This window comes from Pseudomonas sp. TE3910 (genome assembly GCF_056279025.1).
In genome coordinates this window covers 4,379,545-4,396,263 of record NZ_JBWBQN010000001.1, presented here as the reverse complement: position 1 = coordinate 4,396,263, position 16,719 = coordinate 4,379,545, and the positions used below count along the sequence as shown (strand labels likewise).

The window sequence follows — 16,719 nt, the reverse complement described above, 5'->3', positions numbered from 1 at the left end:
TTGACAACCAACCGTGTGGGAGCGAGCTTGCCCGCGATGCGTTCCACAGGACACCCTCATGAGCACACCCAACAAACCGACCCTGCACCCGCGCAATCGCCATCAGGGCCGCTATGACTTTCCCCAACTGATCAAAAGCAGCCCCGAGCTGGGCCGTTTCCTGATCACTAACCCGTACGGCAAACCCAGCATTGATTTTGCCGACCCCGAGGCCGTAAGGGTCTTCAACCGGGCCCTGCTCAAGGCCCAGTACGGCATCCAGCACTGGGACATACCGGCAGACTACCTGTGCCCGCCCATCCCCGGACGTGCCGACTACCTGCACGCACTGGCCGACCTGTTGGCCGACGACAACGCCGGCGAAATTCCTCGCGGGGCGAAAATCCAGGCGCTGGACATCGGTGTGGGCGCCAACTGCATCTACCCGCTGCTCGGCTATAGCGATTACCGCTGGCGCTTCGTAGGCTCGGACATCGATGCCGTCGCACTGGCCTCGGCCAAGGCCATCGTCCAGGCCAATGGGCTGGGCAAGGCCATTGGCCTTCGCCTGCAGAGCAACCGCAAACACATCCTGCTCGGCCTGCTCAGCGCTGAAGACCGCTTTGACCTGACCTTGTGCAACCCGCCCTTCCATGCCTCGCGCGACGAAGCCACCCGTGGCAGCCAGCGCAAATGGCGGGCGCTGGGCAAGGCAGACCCCAAGCGCAAACTGCCTGTGCTCAACTTTGGCGGGCAAAACAATGAACTGTGGTGTGAGGGTGGCGAGATACGTTTCGTCAGCCAACTGGTGGCCGAAAGCGCGGCGATGGGTCAACAGGTGCTGTGGTTCACCAGCCTGGTCTCCAAAGCCTCCAACCTGCCTGGCATTCAGGCGGCCCTGAACAAGGCGGGTGCTCTCGAGCATCGCGTCGTCGAGATGGGGCAAGGGCAGAAGCAAAGCCGTCTGGTGGCCTGGACCTTCAAGGACGCAACCGCCCGGCAACAATGGCGCCAGCAACGCTGGGCCGAACGGCAGGCATGAAAAAGCCGCGCCAGACAAACATCAGGCGCGGCTTCAGGAACAGCTTACGACTTACTTGTTGACAGCGTCGGTCAGCACTTTGGCTGGAACGAACTTGACAACTTTCTTGGCCGCGATTTCGATGGCAGCGCCAGTCGATGGGTTACGGCCGGTACGGGCAGGACGCTCGGTGATTTTCAGTTTGCCAATACCTGGCAGAGTGATTTCGCTGCCATTTTCCAGTTGATCAGCAACGATCTGGCCCAGTTGCTCCAGAGCGTTACGCGCGGTGGTTTTTGGCGCGTCGATAGCTTCAGCGATATCGGCGATCAGTTGGTCTTTGGTCAATGCCATGGTGGTGTTCCTTCCCTATCAAATTCAGTTGGTTTGCAGAGTGCCGCGTCAGCTATCGGGCCAGGCCTGCAAATGCCCGGCGGCTCGGTGTTACAGCCACACCAATCGCGTATGTAGATACGCAAAATGACGTTTGGTTCGATGTGACACGAGCGGTCTGCCAGCGATGCGCCACATAGGGGGGCGCAAGACGGGGGCAAAGCTACCACAGAGGCGAATAAATATCCGCCTCAAGCAGGGCAAATGTTCAGGTTTTTCGGGGGTTTGCGCCAAAAAACGCAAAAAATCGAACAAAAAATGAACAAAGGCCATTTCACAATACATCCAGACACGGCGCAGCCCCAGGTCTGGGTTACACTGGGCGACTTTGCAATATGGCAGCGCCCTGCCCTTTTTCAAGCCGAGAATCCCATGCCGATCCGTCATTGCATCGTCCACCTGATCGACAAAAAGCCCGATGGCAGCCCAGCCGTGCTGCATGCCCGCGACTCTGAACTGAGCGAGTCGACCGCCATCGAAAACCTGCTGGCCGACCTCAACGACAGCTACAACGCCAAACAGGGCAAGGCCTGGGGTTTCTTCCATGCCGAATCCGGGGCGCACCCGTTCAGTGGCTGGCTCAAGGAGTACCTGGACAACGGTACGACCTTCACTGCCTTCAGCCGTGTCGCCGTCGAACACCTGCAGAAGCTGATGGAAGAGTCCAACCTCTCGGTGGGTGGCCATGTGCTGTTTGCCCACTACCAGCAAGGCATGACCGATTACCTGGCCATCGCCCTGTTGCACCACAGTGAAGGCGTGGCGGTTAACGCCGAGCTCGACGTCACCCCGTCGCGCCATCTGGACCTGGGTCAGCTTCACCTGGCTGCACGCATCAACATTTCCGAGTGGCAAAACAACCAGAACTCGAAACAGTACATTTCCTTCATCAAGGGCAAGAACGGCAAGAAAGTCTCGGAGTACTTCCGCGACTTCATTGGCTGTCAGGAAGGCGTGGACGGCCCCGGCGAAACCCGCACCTTGCTCAAGGCCTTCAGTGACTTCGTCGAAAGCGAAGACCTGCCCGAGGAAGCCGCTCGAGAGAAAACCCAGACCCTGGTCGATTACGCCACCAGCCAGACCAAAGCCGGTGAGCCGGTAACCCTGGAAGAACTCTCCAGCCTGATCGATGAGGACCGCCCAAAGGCCTTCTACGACCACATCCGCAACAAGGACTATGGCCTGTCGCCGGAAATTCCTGCCGACAAGCGCACCTTGAATCAGTTCCGCCGCTTCACCGGTCGAGCCGAAGGCTTGTCGATCAGCTTCGAAGCGCACTTGCTTGGCTCGAAGATCGAATATGACGAGGAAGCCGGAACACTGATCATCAAAGGCTTGCCGACACAGCTGACCGATCAGCTCAAGCGTCGCAAGGACTGACCGCGAGATAGGAGGCGACCAACGCCTCCTTGGCACTTTTGCGCAGCTTCTTCACCAGCCGCTCCTGGCGCAGGGCTTCAGCCTTGTCCGGCCACACCTCGACATACACCAGCGCGACCGCCGGGCTGGTGCTGAAATAGCGAGCGCCCCGTCCCTTCTGATGAGCCTCGAAACGTCGTTGCGGGTTATCACTGATACCGCAGTACAGTGAGCCGTTGGCGGCGCGCACCAGGTAGACGTACCAAGGTTTGCTGATGGGTTCACAGAGGCTATCGGTCACGGCATATTCGTAAAGAAGACGACAAGGCTCACAGCTTACCGCCTCAGCGGGCAGCCTGAAACGTCCGCAAGCCCTTCAACGCCTGCGCCCTCACCTTACCCTGCAGCCATGGCGTCCACCCCAGCAGCAAACCTTTCATGCCTAACGCCTGGCGCGCCCATTGCCACATTTCGAAACTGTCATGGTGCTCACAGATCTTGCCGTCGCGAAACACGAAGCGAGCCTGTATGTCGTTGATCACGACCCGGCCGGTCTGGTTGAACAGGTAGGTGGCCACCCAGTGAGCGCCACCGCTGCGCTCATCGGCGCGTACATTGTCGAACGTCAGGGAGAAATCCTTGGCGCGAGTCGTCAGCATGCGCCACATATCACCCGCATCCTTGCCCTGCAAAATGCCGAAGGCCGGGTCACTGAAAAGCACATCGTCGCTGTAGCAGGCCACCATGGCCTCGGCATCCAGCCGCTGAAAGGCCTGATAGAAGCGGGTGATCAGGGCACTGTGGGCATCGCTCATGGGCAGATCCATTACCGAGAAGAGAGTCTGGAACGATAGTCCGGGCCAAGGCCGAAAAGCTACGGACATTTGCACGGCGAATAGCGCGCACCACCTGAAATCAATCGCTGACCGCCAGCGCGGATCAGACCCGCTCGCTGGTCGCGTTCACATATAAGGCGCGCCCGGCCTTGAGGCCGAAGACTATGGCGCTGACACCGAGCACCGCGAAAATCCACCCCACAGCCTTCCACCCGCCCGTCAGGTCGTGCACCACACCCACGGCGAAAGGCCCAAGGGACGCCAGGGTGTAACCCACCCCTTGCGCCATGCTCGACAGGTTGGCCGCGACATGGGCATCCCGGGAGCGCAGCACGATCAGGGTCAATGCCAGCGCAAACGCTCCGCCCTGCCCCAAGCCCAAGACCACCGCCCAGCCCCAGAGGCCGTTCAGCGGCGCATAAAGACAACCGAACAACCCGGCCAACGTCATCAGCATGGCCAACACAATGGCCAAGCGCTGATCCTTGCCCCGGGTGGCCAGCCAAGGTGCAGTCAACGAGCTGAGCAGTTGAACAATGACCGAACCGGACAACACCAGGCCTGCCTCGGTCGGGCTGAGGCCGCGCCCGATCAGCACCGAAGGCAGCCAACCGAAGACGATGTAGGCCAACGACGACTGCAGCCCCATGTACAAGGTCACCTGCCAGGCCAGCGGATCACGCCACACGCCGCGCACCCGGTAGGCGACGCTATGGGCCGCATGGCCCTGACGTGCCTGAGGCAGCCAGAACAGCGCCGCAACGACCGCTGGCAGCAACCAGAAACCCAGCCCCATCGACCAGCTGTCATCAAAGTAACGGCCAAGCGGCACGGTGGCACCAGCAGCAACTGCAGCACCGAGGCACAGGGCCATGGTGTAGACGCCGGTGAGCGTACCGGCATGCTTGGCAAAATCACGCTTGACGATACCCGGCAACAAAACGCCGATCACGCCGATGCTGGCGCCGGCCAGTATGCTGCCGACAAACACCCCGAAACTGCCCAGGACGCTGCGCAGGAAAATACCGGCCGCCAGGCACAAGAGTACACCCAGCACGACCCGCTCACTGCCGAAACGCCGCGCCAGCACAGGCGCCAACGGTGCAAACAGGCCCAGGCACAGCACGGGCAAGGTGGTCAGCAAGCCCGCTTGGGAAGCACTCAGCCCAAGGCTCTCAGACACCTGCCCGAGCACCGGCGCCATGCTCGACAACGCCGGGCGCAGGTTCAGGGCCACCAACACCAGCCCCAGAAGCAGCAACCAAGGGCGTTGCAATACCACGGGCTGTTGTTGAACCTGCTCATCGTCAGCTTCAGCGTCGATCAGCAGTTCGTCGAGTTCCGCTCCACGCGCTTCGCGGTCACGGGCAGCAGCGTGTTCAGGGTTCATCCATCGGGCTCCAGCAAAGGGGTTAGACTGCGGTACAAATGCAATCGCCGGCCAGACCAGCTCCAGTGCAATACACATGCGCAAGAGCCAGCTTGGCCGGCGAGAGGGCCCAACCGATATCAGTTCAACGCGTCGAGCAACGCCTGATTCTGCTCCGGGGTACCGATGGTGATCCGCAGGAACTGCGCGATACGCGCTTGTTTGAAGTGCCGCACAATCACGCCCTGTTCACGCAGACGGGCAGCCAGGCCGGCAGCATCCTGCTCAGGATGACGGGCAAAGATAAAGTTCGCCGCCGACGGCAACACTTCAAAACCGCGCGCGGTGAGCTCGGCCACCAAATGTTCGCGGCTGTCGATGACCTTGCGGCAGGTCTCGTCAAAGTAAGCCTTGTCCTGGAACGCCGCAGCAGCCCCGACAATGGCCATACGGTCGAGCGGGTAGGAGTTGAAGCTGTTCTTGATCCGCTCCAGAGCCTCAATCAGGTCTGGATGACCGACCGCCAGGCCCACACGCAACCCGGCCAGCGAACGCGACTTGGACAGGGTCTGGGTAACCAAAAGGTTCGGATAACGGTCTACCAGGCTGATCGCCGTCTGCCCACCGAAGTCGATGTAAGCCTCGTCGACCACCACCACGGAATCCGGGTTGGCCTTGAGCAACTGCTCAATGGCGTCCAGGGCCAGCAGGCAGCCAGTTGGCGCATTGGGGTTCGGGAAGATGATCCCGGCATTCGCTCGTTGATAATCCTCGACGCGAATCTGGAACTGCTCATCCAGCGCTACTGCCTCGTACGGAATACCGTAAAGGCCGCAGTAAACCGGATAGAAACTGTAGCTGATGTCCGGGAACAACAGCGGCGCGTCATGCTGAAACAGGCCGTGGAAGATGTGCGCCAGCACTTCATCGGAACCGTTACCCAGGAACACCTGGTTACCCTGCACGCCGTAGTACTCGGCCACTGCCTGCTTGAGCAGATCGCTGTTCGGGTCAGGGTACAGACGCAGGTTGTCATTCAACTCGGCGCGCATGGCCTCAAGGGCTTTCGGCGAGGGCCCATAGGGGTTCTCGTTGGTGTTGAGCTTCACCAGTTTGGCCAGTTTCGGCTGCTCACCCGGCACGTAAGGCACCAGGTCCTTGACGAAGGGGCTCCAGAATTTACTCATGTTCAGTTCCCCTCGTTGTCGACAATGATGCGGTATTCGGCGCTGCGCGCGTGAGCACTGAGCGATTCGCCACGGGCCAGGACCGAAGCGGTCTTGCCCAGTTCGGAAGCGCCTTGTTCGGAGCAGAAGATGATCGAGGAACGCTTCTGGAAGTCATACACCCCCAGCGGCGAGGAAAAGCGCGCCGTGCCGGAAGTCGGCAAGACGTGATTCGGCCCGGCGCAGTAGTCGCCTAGCGCCTCGCTGGTGTGACGGCCCATGAAGATGGCCCCGGCGTGGCGGATCTGCGGCAGCCAGGCCTGCGGGTCGGCAACCGACAGCTCCAGGTGCTCGGGGGCAATACGGTTGGCCACCTCGATAGCCTGCTGCATGTCGCGCACCTGGATCAGGGCGCCACGGCCATTGATCGAGGTCTTGATGATCTCGGCACGGTCCATGGTCGGCAACAGCTTGTCGATGCTCGCAGCGACGCGATCAAGGAAGGCCGCGTCCGGGCTTACCAGAATGGCCTGGGCATCTTCATCATGCTCGGCCTGGGAGAACAGGTCCATCGCGATCCAGTCCGGATCGGTCAGGCCATCACACACCACCAGGATTTCAGAAGGACCGGCAATCATGTCGATCCCCACCTGGCCGAACACATGGCGCTTGGCGGTTGCGACGTAGATGTTGCCCGGCCCTACCACCTTGTCGACCTGCGGCACGCTTTCGGTACCATAGGCCAGCGCTGCAACGGCCTGGGCGCCACCAATAGTGAAGACGCGATCAACGCCAGCGATGCAGGCAGCAGCCAGTACCAGTTCATTGACCTCGCCACGCGGAGTCGGCACGACCATTACCACCTCGGCAACACCAGCGACCTTGGCCGGAATGGCGTTCATCAGCACTGACGACGGGTAGGAGGCCTTGCCACCGGGTACGTACAAGCCCGCACGGTCCAACGGCGTGACTTTCTGACCCAACACGGTGCCATCGGCCTCGGTGTAGGTCCAGGAGTCCTGCTTCTGTTTTTCGTGGTAGCTGCGAACCCGCGCAGCAGCCTTTTCCAGTGCTTCGCGCTGGGCGACAGTGATTCGGCTCAGGGCCAGTTCCAGGCGCTCGCGACCGAGAATCAGGTCGCTCATCGAGGTGGCTTCAACCCCATCAAAACGCTGGGTGAACTCCACCAGTGCGGCGTCACCGCGCTCGCGCACGGCCTTGATGATGTCCAGCACGCGCTGATTGACCGTGTCGTCGGACACACTTTCCCAGCTCAGCAGATGATCCAGATGTCGGGCGAAATCCGGGTCAGCGGCATTGAGTCGGGCAATAGCAGTGGACGTGGTCATAGCGAGGGCCTCAATAATTGGCGGATGCTCAGGCGCCCTTAACGTAGCAGCCGATCCGCGAGGGCACCTGAAAAAGTTGGCTATGACGCGGATAGACGGGCGCGACAGCAAAGGTCGCGCGCAGGTATCAACCGCGGTGTCGCGATTCCACGGCCTGACGCAGGGTATCGATCAGGCTTTGAATACGCGCATGCTGCATTTTCATGGACGCTTTGTTGACCACCAGGCGGGAGCTGATGGTCGCGATCAGTTCCTGGGGCTCCAGGCCGTTTGCCCGCAGGGTATTACCGGTATCGACGACGTCGATGATCTTGTCAGCCAGGCCAATCAAAGGCGCCAGCTCCATCGAGCCATAGAGCTTGATGATATCGACCTGACGGCCCTGCTCGGCATAGTAGCGCTTGGCAACGTTGACGAACTTGGTCGCCACCCGCAGACGGCCTTTGGGTTCGGCAGCACCGACTGCGCCAGCGGTCATCAGCTTGCACTTGGCAATCTGCAGATCCAGTGGCTCGTAAAGGCCCTGACCACCGTACTCCATCAACACGTCCTTGCCAGCCACACCCAGATCGGCGGCACCATGCTCGACATACGTCGGCACGTCGGTGGCCCGCACGATCAGCAGGCGTACATCGGCCTGGGTCGTCGGGATGATCAGTTTGCGGCTCTTGTCCGGATTCTCGGTCGGGACAATGCCCGCCTCTGCCAGCAACGGCAGGGTATCGTCAAGAATACGGCCCTTGGACAGCGCGATGGTCAACATGAAACGTCGGTCCTTATGCGGCATGTGCCCGTCGAGCCGCACAGCAGGCTCGACAGCATTCAATTCGGTCCAGCAATGTGTGGCGCGTCCTTGCGCCGCAGGCAGACTAGCCCGGTACGCGGCGGATCTTCGCGCCCAGCATCTGCAGTTTTTCCTCGATGCACTCATAACCACGGTCGATGTGGTAGATGCGGTCGATCAGGGTATCACCTTCGGCAACCAGCGCCGACAGCACCAGGCTGGCCGAAGCCCGCAGGTCAGTCGCCATCACTGGCGCGCCTTTGAGGGTCTTGGTCCCGGTAACGATGGCCGTGTTGCCTTCGACCTGGATCAAGGCGCCCATGCGGTGCATCTCGTACACGTGCATGAAACGGTTCTCAAAGATCGTCTCGATCACTGCGCCAGTGCCTTCGGCGATGGCGTTGAGGGAGATGAACTGCGCCTGCATGTCCGTCGGGAACGCCGGGTATGGGGCGGTGCGCAGGTTCACGGCTTTAGGCCGCTTGCCGTGCATGTCCAGCTCGATCCAGTCTTCACCCGTGGTGATTTCGGCACCGGCTTCCTTGAGTTTCTCAAGAACCGCTTCGAGGATGGTTGGATCGGTGTCCTTGACCTTGACGCGACCACCGGTAATGGCGGCAGCCACCAGGTAGGTACCGGTCTCGATACGGTCAGGCATGACGCGGTAGGTCGCCGAACCCAGGCGCTCGACACCATCGATGGTGATGGTATCGGTGCCAGCGCCCTGAACCTTGCCGCCCATGGCGTTGATGAAGTTGGCCAGGTCGACCACCTCCGGCTCACGCGCGGCGTTTTGCAGTACGCTGCGGCCTTTGGCCAGCGCCGCCGCCATCATGATGTTCTCGGTACCGGTCACACTGACGGTATCGAAGAAGAAGTGCGCACCACGCAAGCCACCTTCAGGTGCCTTGGCCTTGATGTAACCACCCTCGACTTCGATCTTCGCGCCCATGGCTTCAAGGCCACGAATGTGCAGGTCGACAGGACGCGAACCGATGGCGCAACCGCCAGGCAGGGCCACTTCAGCCTCGCCAAAGCGCGCGACCATCGGGCCGAGTACCAGGATCGAGGCGCGCATGGTTTTCACCAGCTCGTAAGGCGCGATCAGCGTCTTGATGCTGCGCGGGTCAATTTCCACCGAAAGCTTTTCATCGATGACAGGCTCAATGCCCATACGTCCGAACAGCTCGATCATGGTGGTGATGTCGTGCAGGTGTGGCAGGTTGCCAACCGTCACAGGGCCGTCAGCCAACAAGGTGGCAGCCAGAATCGGCAGGGCGGCGTTCTTCGCCCCGGAAATGCGGATTTCGCCATCAAGACGAGAACCGCCAGTAATAATCAGTTTATCCATTTGAGTCTCGCGCCAATTGGCTCAGGTGCGCTCAGCCCAGGCTGCGCTGCTGAAAAATTTCATGGTTACCGCATGGATGCTGCCATCGGCGATCCACGGGTTCAGGTGAGCATAGATCGCTTGCTGACGTTTGACCGGGCTCAGGGCCGCCAACTCGTCGCTGATCAGATTCAACTGGAAGTTGCAGCCTTCGCCTTCAACTTCGACCCGGGTTCCCGGCAACTTTTCTTCAAGGAAGCTCTTAACTTCTACGGCCTGCATGCTCAACCTCAATCGGCGCCCTGTGCGCGCGGGTCGGCCATCATACAAAAAAGCCCCTCGCCTGCGAACCCCGTAAACGAGGACTCTGACCGAGGGGCCGCTAGACGGGGCCGATTATCGGCCCGCCAACAGTTCGGAGAGGCCATAGACCTCGGCGATTTCGCGCATGTCCTGGGGCATTGCACGCACTTCGACGGTTTTCCCGCTTGCACTGGCATCACGCATGAAAGCCAGTAACAGGGAAAGGCCTACACTACTCGACTTCTCCACCGCAGAGCAGTCGAGCACCAGCGCGGGCGCCTTCTCGGAAGCAATCAGCACCTTACCTTCCTTGCGCAAGGTCGGGCCCGTGCGGTAATCCAGAACACCCGAAAGGTTCAGGACACCGGCCTCACCCCACTGAACAGAGGCACTGCTCATTGCGTCTGCTTCTCGGTGGACTGCTCCGCCGTTTCCTTGGCCTTGGCGACTTCGCCAGCCCAACCATCGATGGTTTTGTCCAGGTTGTTACCGTTGCGCTGCATGGCATCGGCAAACTGGTCACGGAACAACTTGCCGATGTTGATGCCATTGACGATCACATTGCGCACTTTCCAGACGCCATCGATTTTCTCCAGCGTGTAGGAAACCGGATAGATCGCGCCGTTGTTACCCGTGACCTTCATGTCAACGCTGGTCCGAGTACCACTTTCATCCTTGGCCGGGCTGACCGTAATACCCTGGTTGTTGTACTCCAGCAGGGCGTTGCCGTAGAACTGCATCAAGCTACGCTTGAAGTTCTCCTGAAAGCGCGTCATCTGCTCAGGCGTGGCCTTGCGCGAATACTTAACGGTCATGATGCTGCGCGAGATGCCATCGGCATCCACTACCGGCCCCAGGATACGGTTGAGGGCGTCGTAGAAGGCGCTTGGGTTGGCCTTGTACTGCTCTTTATTCGACTTCAGGTCGGACAGCAGTTCATTGGTCGTGCCCTGGATAAGGTCATGAGCCGACGGGGCAACTGCCGCGCCCGCAAACATTGGCAGTGCAGCCAGCAACACCAGCAGGCCGCGTCGCAGAATAGAGATCATAGAAACTCCTTATTTGGCTTCTTTGCCAACACTGTTGAGCAGGAACTTGCCGATCAGGTCCTCAAGCACCAATGACGACTGGGTGTCATGGATGACGCCGCCATCCTTCAACACCGTCTCATCGCCACCGACACTGATACCCACGTACTTTTCACCCAGCAACCCCGCGGTCAGGATCGATGCCGTGGAGTCCGAAGGCAGATTGTCCAGGCGTTTTTCCAGTTCCATGGTCACGCGACCGGTGAAGCTGTCGCGGTCGAGGTCGATGGCCGTGACCCGACCAATGGTGACACCGGCCATGGTCACTTTGGATCTGACCGTCAAACCGGCGATATTGTCGAAGTTGGCATAAAGTTTATAGGTATCGCTGCTCGGGCTGGCAGACAGGCCGCTGACACGCAGTGCCAGCAGAAGCAGCGCCAGGATCCCGGCCAGGAGGAACAGGCCGACACCGATTTCCAGGGTGCGGTTTTGCATCAGAAATCTCCAAACATCAAGGCGGTCAGAATAAAGTCCAGACCCAGGACTGCCAACGAGGCATAGACCACGGTCTTGGTAGTGGCACGGCTGATCCCCTCTGAGGTGGGCTCACAGTCATAGCCTTGGAATACGGCGATCCAGGTGACGACAAAGGCAAATACCAGGCTCTTGATGATCCCGTTAAGCACATCATCGGTGAAGGACACACTGTTTTGCATGTTGGACCAGAAAGAGCCTTCATAGACCCCCAGCCAGTCAACCGCGACCCAGGACCCACCCCAGATACCCACCACACTGAAAATCATTGCCAGCAGCGGCAGGGAAATGAAGCCTGCCCACAGGCGTGGGGCAACGATGTACTTGAGCGGATCGACACCGATCATCTCAAGACTGGACAGTTGCTCGGTGGACTTCATGTTGCCGATTTCAGCGGTCAATGCAGAACCGGCCCGCCCGGCGAACAGCAGCGCGGTCACCACCGGGCCAAGCTCACGCAGCAAGGTCAAGGCAATCATCTGCCCTACTGCCTGTTCCGAGCCATAGCTGCTCAGGATATTGAAGCCCTGCAACGACAGCACCATGCCGATGAAAATACCGGAAACCACGATGATCGCCAGCGACAACACGCCGACCGAGTAGAGCTGCTTGATCAGCAACTGAAAGCTGCCGCCAATACCGCCACGCCCAATCAACGCATGTAACAGGAACAGCCAGGAGCGACCCAGCACGGCGAGCACATCAATGGCCGAGCGACCGAAAAGACGAATACGCTCAAGTAACGATTTTCTGCGCATCTAACGCTTCCCCAGCAAATCGGCGCGGTAGTCAGGCGCAGGAAAATGGAAGGGCACCGGGCCGTCCGGATCGCCTTTCATGAACTGACGGATACGGGGGTTATCGGAGCTCATCAGCTCCTGCGGCGTGCCTTGCCCCAATACCTGCCCATCACCCACCACATAGAGGTAGTCGGCAATGCTGGCGGTTTCCGCCAGGTCATGCGAAACGACGATACTGGTGATACCCAGGGCATCGTTGAGCAGGCGGATCAAGCGTACCAACACGCCCATTGCGATCGGATCCTGGCCAACGAAGGGTTCGTCGTACATGAGGATTTGCGGGTCCAGGGCAATTGCACGGGCCAGCGCCACACGGCGCTTCATGCCGCCTGACAGCTCGTCGGGCATCAGCTCGAATGCACCGCGCAAGCCCACCGCCTGCAACTTCATCAGCACGATGTCGCGAATCATCTCATCAGACAATTGCGTATGAACGCGCAGGGGAAAGGCGACGTTCTCGAACACGTCGAGATCCGTGAACAGGGCGCCACTCTGGAACAGCACGCCCATCTGCTTGCGTGCATCGAACAGGTCGCTTCGTGACAGGGTCGGCAAATTCTGCCCCGCCACCCAGACTTCGCCGCTGGCCGGTCGCAGCTGCGCACCAATCAGCCGCAGCAGCGTGGTCTTGCCACACCCGGATGGCCCCATGATGCCGGTGACCTTGCCTCGGGGAATGCGTATATCGACATTATTGAAGATACTGCGCGAACCGCGCTTGAAGGTTACGCCCTTCAACTCGACCGCGTAGGCGTTATCAACGCTCATCTAAACTCCTTGCGATGCAGCCTTCTCACTCAGACGTCCACCTCCTTCATGGAGGCACGCACGCCCTGAGCGGGCCGAACTGGCGGCGAACTATAGCACCGCAGACAGGGCCGCCCCAAGGCCATCGCAGCGCTTGCGCAGACTTCCTTGAGCCAAAAATGAACGACTGACACGCCACTGACAGCGATTCGCAGGTGAGGCTTTCGCGCATTCCCGCTATAATCGCCGCCTTTTCATCAGGCAATCCGATTTTCCACATGAGCCAATCCAGCGACCTGATCCAATCCGCACAACGCACCATCCGCCTCGAACTTGAAGCGGTAGAAGGCCTGCTTGCCCATATCGACGCTGATTTCGTCAAGGCCTGCGAGCTGATCCAGGCCAGCAAAGGCCGGGTCGTGGTAGTCGGCATGGGCAAGTCGGGGCACATCGGCAACAAGATCGCCGCAACCCTGGCCAGTACCGGCACACCGGCGTTCTTTGTCCACCCTGCCGAAGCCAGCCATGGCGACATGGGCATGATCACCCGTGACGATATCATCCTGGCGTTGTCGAACTCCGGTTCAACCGCTGAAATCGTGACCCTGCTGCCGCTGATCAAACGCCTGGGCATTCAACTCATCAGCCTCACCGGCAACCCGGATTCGCCACTGGCCAAAGCCGCCGAAGTCAACCTTGACGCCCGTGTGCAACAGGAAGCCTGCCCGCTTAACCTGGCGCCAACCTCCTCGACCACCGCAGCCCTGGTGCTGGGCGATGCACTGGCCATTGCCCTGCTTGAAGCGCGTGGCTTCACCGCAGAGGACTTCGCGTTCTCGCACCCCGGCGGCGCACTGGGCCGACGCCTGCTGCTGAAAGTCGAAAACGTCATGCACGCCGGCGCCGAGCTGCCCCAGGTTGCCCGCGGCACCCTGCTCAAGGATGCCCTGATGGAAATGACCCGCAAGGGCCTGGGCATGACCGTGGTACTGGAAGCCGACGGCCGTCTGGCCGGGATCTTCACTGACGGCGACCTGCGCCGCACGCTCGACCGCAACATCGACCTGCACAAGGCGCGAATCGAAGACGTGATGACACCGCACGGCAAAACCGCCCGCGCCGAAATGCTCGCCGCCGAGGCCTTGAAAATCATGGAAGACCACAAGATCAACGCCCTGGTCGTCGTAGACACGGACGATCACCCGGTAGGCGCACTGAACATGCACGACCTGCTGCGTGCAGGAGTAATGTAATGCAAACCGATCTGCTGCAGCGCGGCAAGGCCATCAAACTGGCCATTTTTGATGTTGATGGCGTCCTCACCGACGGTCGCCTGTATTTCCTCGAAGATGGCAGCGAGTTCAAGACCTTCAACACCCTGGACGGTCAAGGCATCAAAATGCTCATGGCCTCGGGTGTGACCACCGCGATCATCAGCGGTCGCAAGACACCGGTGGTCGAACGCCGAGCGAAAAACCTCGGCATCCCGCACCTGTACCAAGGGCGTGAAGATAAATTGGTCGTACTGGACGAACTTCTCGGCCAGCTAGGCCTAGACTATGAACAGGTTGCCTACCTGGGCGACGATCTACCGGACCTGCCCGTCATCCGCCGGGTTGGCTTGGGCATGGCCGTGGCCAACGCCGCGGCCTTCGTACGCGAACACGCTGATGGCGTTACCCTCGCACGCGGTGGCGAAGGTGCCGCTCGCGAATTCTGCGAGTTGATCCTGCGAGCCCAAGGCAACCTCGATGCGGCAAACGCCAACTATCTGTAGGGCGACACATGTTCAGCAATAAAATCCGCAACATTGCGCTGCTCGGGGCGATCGCCGTCCTGCTGGCGGCGGTTGGCTACTGGAAGGTCGGCCCCGATACTTTCCTCGAGAAACCGGTGGCCACTGTCGACAAAGGCGCCATCGACTATTACGCCACCAATGCCCACAGCGTTCAGTTCCTACCTGACGGCAAGCTGCAATACGACATGACGGCAGACAAGGTCGAGCACCTGCAGGCCAGCGAGATCACCCTGCTGACCACGCCCGACCTGCACATGTACCGCGGCACCGCCTACCCTTGGCACGTTCAGAGCGAACGCGGCGAGGTCAACCCGGACGGTACCGAAGTCGAGCTGATTGACTCGGTACGGGTTGCCCGCACCGATGAACAGAACCGCGAAACCATTATTACCACGACCCGCATGACGGTATTCCCACAGAAGCAATATGCTCAAACCGATCAAGCCGTTAGAATCGACGGCGCCGGTGGAACCACTACGGGCAAGGGAATGAAAGCGTATTTGAAAGACGGCAGGATGGACCTGCTGTCCAACGTAAGAGGACAGTATGAGGCTCGTTAAAACCCTCCCCTTTTTGCTCAGCCTGAGCGCAGCACTGGGAAGCGCGAGCGCCTTGGCCCTGCCGAACGACCGCGACCAGCCAATCCGCATCCAGGCCGATAACGCCCAACTGGACGACAAGAAAGGCATTGCCACCTACACCGGCGACGTGATCATCACCCAAGGCTCGATGATGATCAAAGGCAACACCGTGACCATCACCCGCTCCGCTTCCGGCGATATCGACGTGGTCACTTCGGTGGGCAACCTGGCGTATTTCGAGCAGCAACAAAGCGCTGCAAAGCCGGACAAGATGCAAGGCTATGCCGTGCAGATCCAATACCAGGCATTGAAAGACCTGGTGGTTCTGACTGACCGGGCCAAGGTGATCAACGAAGGCAACACCACCGAAGGCGAGAAAATCGTCTACAACACCAAGTCTCAGGTCGCCACCGCCGGCCGCGGCAGCAACATTACCGCACCGCGCCCACGCATCGACATGGTGATCCAGCCGAAGAAGAAGGCCGAGTAATGGCAACCCTCAAAGCCCAGCACCTGGCCAAGAGCTACAAGAGTCGACAAGTCGTACGTGACGTCAGCCTGTCAATCGACAGCGGCCAGATCGTCGGCCTGCTTGGCCCTAACGGCGCCGGCAAGACAACGTGCTTCTACATGATTGTCGGCCTGGTACAGGCCGACCAGGGCCGCGTGCTCATCGACGACCTGGATGTCAGCCACCAGCCGATGCACGGTCGTGCACGCGCTGGGATTGGCTACCTGCCCCAGGAAGCCTCGATCTTCCGCAAGTTGTCGGTGGCCGACAACATCATGGCGATCCTGGAAACACGCAAGGAGCTGGACGCCGCAGGGCGTCGCAAGGAACTGGAAAGCCTGCTGCAGGAGTTTCACATCAGCCACATCCGCGACAACCTCGGCATGAGCCTTTCCGGTGGTGAACGTCGCCGTGTGGAGATCGCCCGCGCACTGGCGACTGCACCGAAATTCATCCTGCTCGACGAACCGTTTGCCGGTGTCGACCCGATCTCGGTCGGCGACATCAAGCAGATCATCCACCACCTGAAAGCCAAAGGCATTGGCGTTCTGATCACCGACCACAACGTCCGTGAAACACTGGATATCTGCGAAACCGCTTACATCGTCAACGATGGTCGCCTAATCGCCGAAGGTGATGCAGAAACCATCCTGGCCAACGAACTGGTGAAAGAGGTTTACCTCGGCCACGAGTTCCGCCTGTAAGCCCGAGGTGCGAGGCACCGCCAGAGCGCTGACGATCCGCCCAAATACCGGCTTATTTGTTACAGCGCTCTAGGCAAACACCTCGGTTTCAGGCATATAATTTGCTTAAAGAAGGCGCTTCGGC

The 16,719-nt window shown here is 59.9% G+C and carries 21 protein-coding genes; 7 read left to right on the top strand and 14 right to left on the bottom strand.

The features are described from left to right. The first annotated feature begins 58 nt into the window (after positions 1–58). Positions 59–1,021, top strand: a complete 963-nt coding sequence (rlmF, locus tag ACZ9H3_RS20080) for a 23S rRNA (adenine(1618)-N(6))-methyltransferase RlmF (protein WP_476222206.1) — start codon at positions 59–61, stop codon at positions 1,019–1,021. 51 nt (positions 1,022–1,072) lie between these two features. Here the strand turns inward: rlmF and ACZ9H3_RS20075 are convergent, their stop codons facing one another. Next, complete coding sequence (locus ACZ9H3_RS20075) at positions 1,073–1,354, bottom strand: HU family DNA-binding protein (RefSeq protein ID WP_009398256.1); 282 nt, start codon at positions 1,352–1,354, stop codon at positions 1,073–1,075. A 411-nt stretch (positions 1,355–1,765) separates the two neighbouring features. On the opposite strand from ACZ9H3_RS20075, the gene yejK reads away from it, so the two are divergent. Then, positions 1,766–2,773 (top strand): nucleoid-associated protein YejK, encoded by a 1,008-nt coding sequence (gene yejK / locus ACZ9H3_RS20070; protein WP_065760913.1) that lies wholly within the window; start codon positions 1,766–1,768, stop codon positions 2,771–2,773. Here yejK and ACZ9H3_RS20065 read toward each other — a convergent pair. The 13 genes from ACZ9H3_RS20065 to ACZ9H3_RS20005 all read right to left on the bottom strand — a co-directional run bounded on the left by ACZ9H3_RS20065 (position 2,754) and on the right by ACZ9H3_RS20005 (position 13,022). Further along, positions 2,754–3,053: a GIY-YIG nuclease family protein gene (locus ACZ9H3_RS20065; protein WP_409276607.1), complete on the bottom strand. Its 300-nt coding sequence runs from the start codon at positions 3,051–3,053 to the stop codon at positions 2,754–2,756. The genes yejK and ACZ9H3_RS20065 overlap by 20 nt on opposite strands. Positions 3,054–3,096: 43 nt before the next feature. Then, complete coding sequence (locus tag ACZ9H3_RS20060; protein WP_065760915.1) at positions 3,097–3,567, bottom strand: nuclear transport factor 2 family protein; 471 nt, start codon at positions 3,565–3,567, stop codon at positions 3,097–3,099. Positions 3,568–3,691: 124 nt separating this feature from the next. Beyond that, positions 3,692–4,978: a CynX/NimT family MFS transporter gene (locus ACZ9H3_RS20055; protein WP_099773642.1), complete on the bottom strand. Its 1,287-nt coding sequence runs from the start codon at positions 4,976–4,978 to the stop codon at positions 3,692–3,694. Positions 4,979–5,097: 119 nt separating this feature from the next. Then, entirely contained in the window at positions 5,098–6,144 is a 1,047-nt protein-coding gene (hisC, locus tag ACZ9H3_RS20050) for a histidinol-phosphate transaminase (protein WP_065760917.1), read from the bottom strand. Between the two features lie 2 nt (positions 6,145–6,146). Continuing rightward, positions 6,147–7,472 (bottom strand): histidinol dehydrogenase, encoded by a 1,326-nt coding sequence (gene hisD, locus ACZ9H3_RS20045; RefSeq protein ID WP_476222200.1) that lies wholly within the window; start codon positions 7,470–7,472, stop codon positions 6,147–6,149. A 127-nt stretch (positions 7,473–7,599) separates the two neighbouring features. Then, on the bottom strand, positions 7,600–8,235 hold the full coding sequence (gene hisG / locus ACZ9H3_RS20040) for an ATP phosphoribosyltransferase (RefSeq protein ID WP_065760919.1): 636 nt from the start codon (positions 8,233–8,235) through the stop codon (positions 7,600–7,602). A 106-nt stretch (positions 8,236–8,341) separates the two neighbouring features. After that, positions 8,342–9,607 carry a UDP-N-acetylglucosamine 1-carboxyvinyltransferase gene (gene murA, locus ACZ9H3_RS20035; protein WP_065760920.1) on the bottom strand — a complete coding sequence of 422 codons (1,266 nt, stop codon included), beginning with the start codon at positions 9,605–9,607 and terminating at the stop codon, positions 8,342–8,344. Between the two features lie 21 nt (positions 9,608–9,628). Beyond that, positions 9,629–9,868 (bottom strand): BolA family protein, encoded by a 240-nt coding sequence (locus ACZ9H3_RS20030; RefSeq protein WP_065760921.1) that lies wholly within the window; start codon positions 9,866–9,868, stop codon positions 9,629–9,631. A 114-nt stretch (positions 9,869–9,982) separates the two neighbouring features. Next, positions 9,983–10,288 carry an STAS domain-containing protein gene (locus ACZ9H3_RS20025; RefSeq protein WP_330522029.1) on the bottom strand — a complete coding sequence of 102 codons (306 nt, stop codon included), beginning with the start codon at positions 10,286–10,288 and terminating at the stop codon, positions 9,983–9,985. Beyond that, positions 10,285–10,938 carry an MlaC/ttg2D family ABC transporter substrate-binding protein gene (locus ACZ9H3_RS20020; RefSeq protein ID WP_099773639.1) on the bottom strand — a complete coding sequence of 218 codons (654 nt, stop codon included), beginning with the start codon at positions 10,936–10,938 and terminating at the stop codon, positions 10,285–10,287. Before ACZ9H3_RS20020 ends, ACZ9H3_RS20025 begins: the two co-directional genes overlap by 4 nt. 9 nt (positions 10,939–10,947) lie before the next feature. After that, the gene (gene mlaD, locus ACZ9H3_RS20015) at positions 10,948–11,415 is read right to left on the bottom strand and encodes an outer membrane lipid asymmetry maintenance protein MlaD (protein ID WP_065760924.1); all 468 of its coding nucleotides are present in this window, start codon (positions 11,413–11,415) and stop codon (positions 10,948–10,950) included. Further along, entirely contained in the window at positions 11,415–12,212 is a 798-nt protein-coding gene (gene mlaE, locus ACZ9H3_RS20010; RefSeq protein ID WP_065760925.1) for a lipid asymmetry maintenance ABC transporter permease subunit MlaE, read from the bottom strand. Before mlaE ends, mlaD begins: the two co-directional genes overlap by 1 nt. Continuing rightward, entirely contained in the window at positions 12,213–13,022 is an 810-nt protein-coding gene (locus tag ACZ9H3_RS20005) for an ATP-binding cassette domain-containing protein (RefSeq protein ID WP_065760926.1), read from the bottom strand. A gap of 257 nt (positions 13,023–13,279) precedes the next feature. Between ACZ9H3_RS20005 and ACZ9H3_RS20000 the strand changes: the two genes are divergently transcribed. Genes ACZ9H3_RS20000 through lptB form a run of 5 tightly spaced genes read left to right on the top strand, consistent with a single transcriptional unit; the run spans position 13,280 to position 16,595 of the window. Beyond that, positions 13,280–14,254: a KpsF/GutQ family sugar-phosphate isomerase gene (locus ACZ9H3_RS20000; RefSeq protein WP_065760927.1), complete on the top strand. Its 975-nt coding sequence runs from the start codon at positions 13,280–13,282 to the stop codon at positions 14,252–14,254. Further along, on the top strand, positions 14,254–14,778 hold the full coding sequence (locus ACZ9H3_RS19995; RefSeq protein WP_330522028.1) for a KdsC family phosphatase: 525 nt from the start codon (positions 14,254–14,256) through the stop codon (positions 14,776–14,778). Before ACZ9H3_RS20000 ends, ACZ9H3_RS19995 begins: the two co-directional genes overlap by 1 nt. A gap of 8 nt (positions 14,779–14,786) precedes the next feature. Beyond that, complete coding sequence (gene lptC, locus ACZ9H3_RS19990) at positions 14,787–15,359, top strand: LPS export ABC transporter periplasmic protein LptC (protein WP_065760929.1); 573 nt, start codon at positions 14,787–14,789, stop codon at positions 15,357–15,359. Next, positions 15,346–15,870 (top strand): lipopolysaccharide transport periplasmic protein LptA, encoded by a 525-nt coding sequence (lptA, locus tag ACZ9H3_RS19985; protein ID WP_065760930.1) that lies wholly within the window; start codon positions 15,346–15,348, stop codon positions 15,868–15,870. Before lptC ends, lptA begins: the two co-directional genes overlap by 14 nt. After that, entirely contained in the window at positions 15,870–16,595 is a 726-nt protein-coding gene (gene lptB, locus ACZ9H3_RS19980; protein ID WP_065760931.1) for an LPS export ABC transporter ATP-binding protein, read from the top strand. Before lptA ends, lptB begins: the two co-directional genes overlap by 1 nt. The last annotated feature ends 124 nt before the right edge of the window (positions 16,596–16,719 follow it).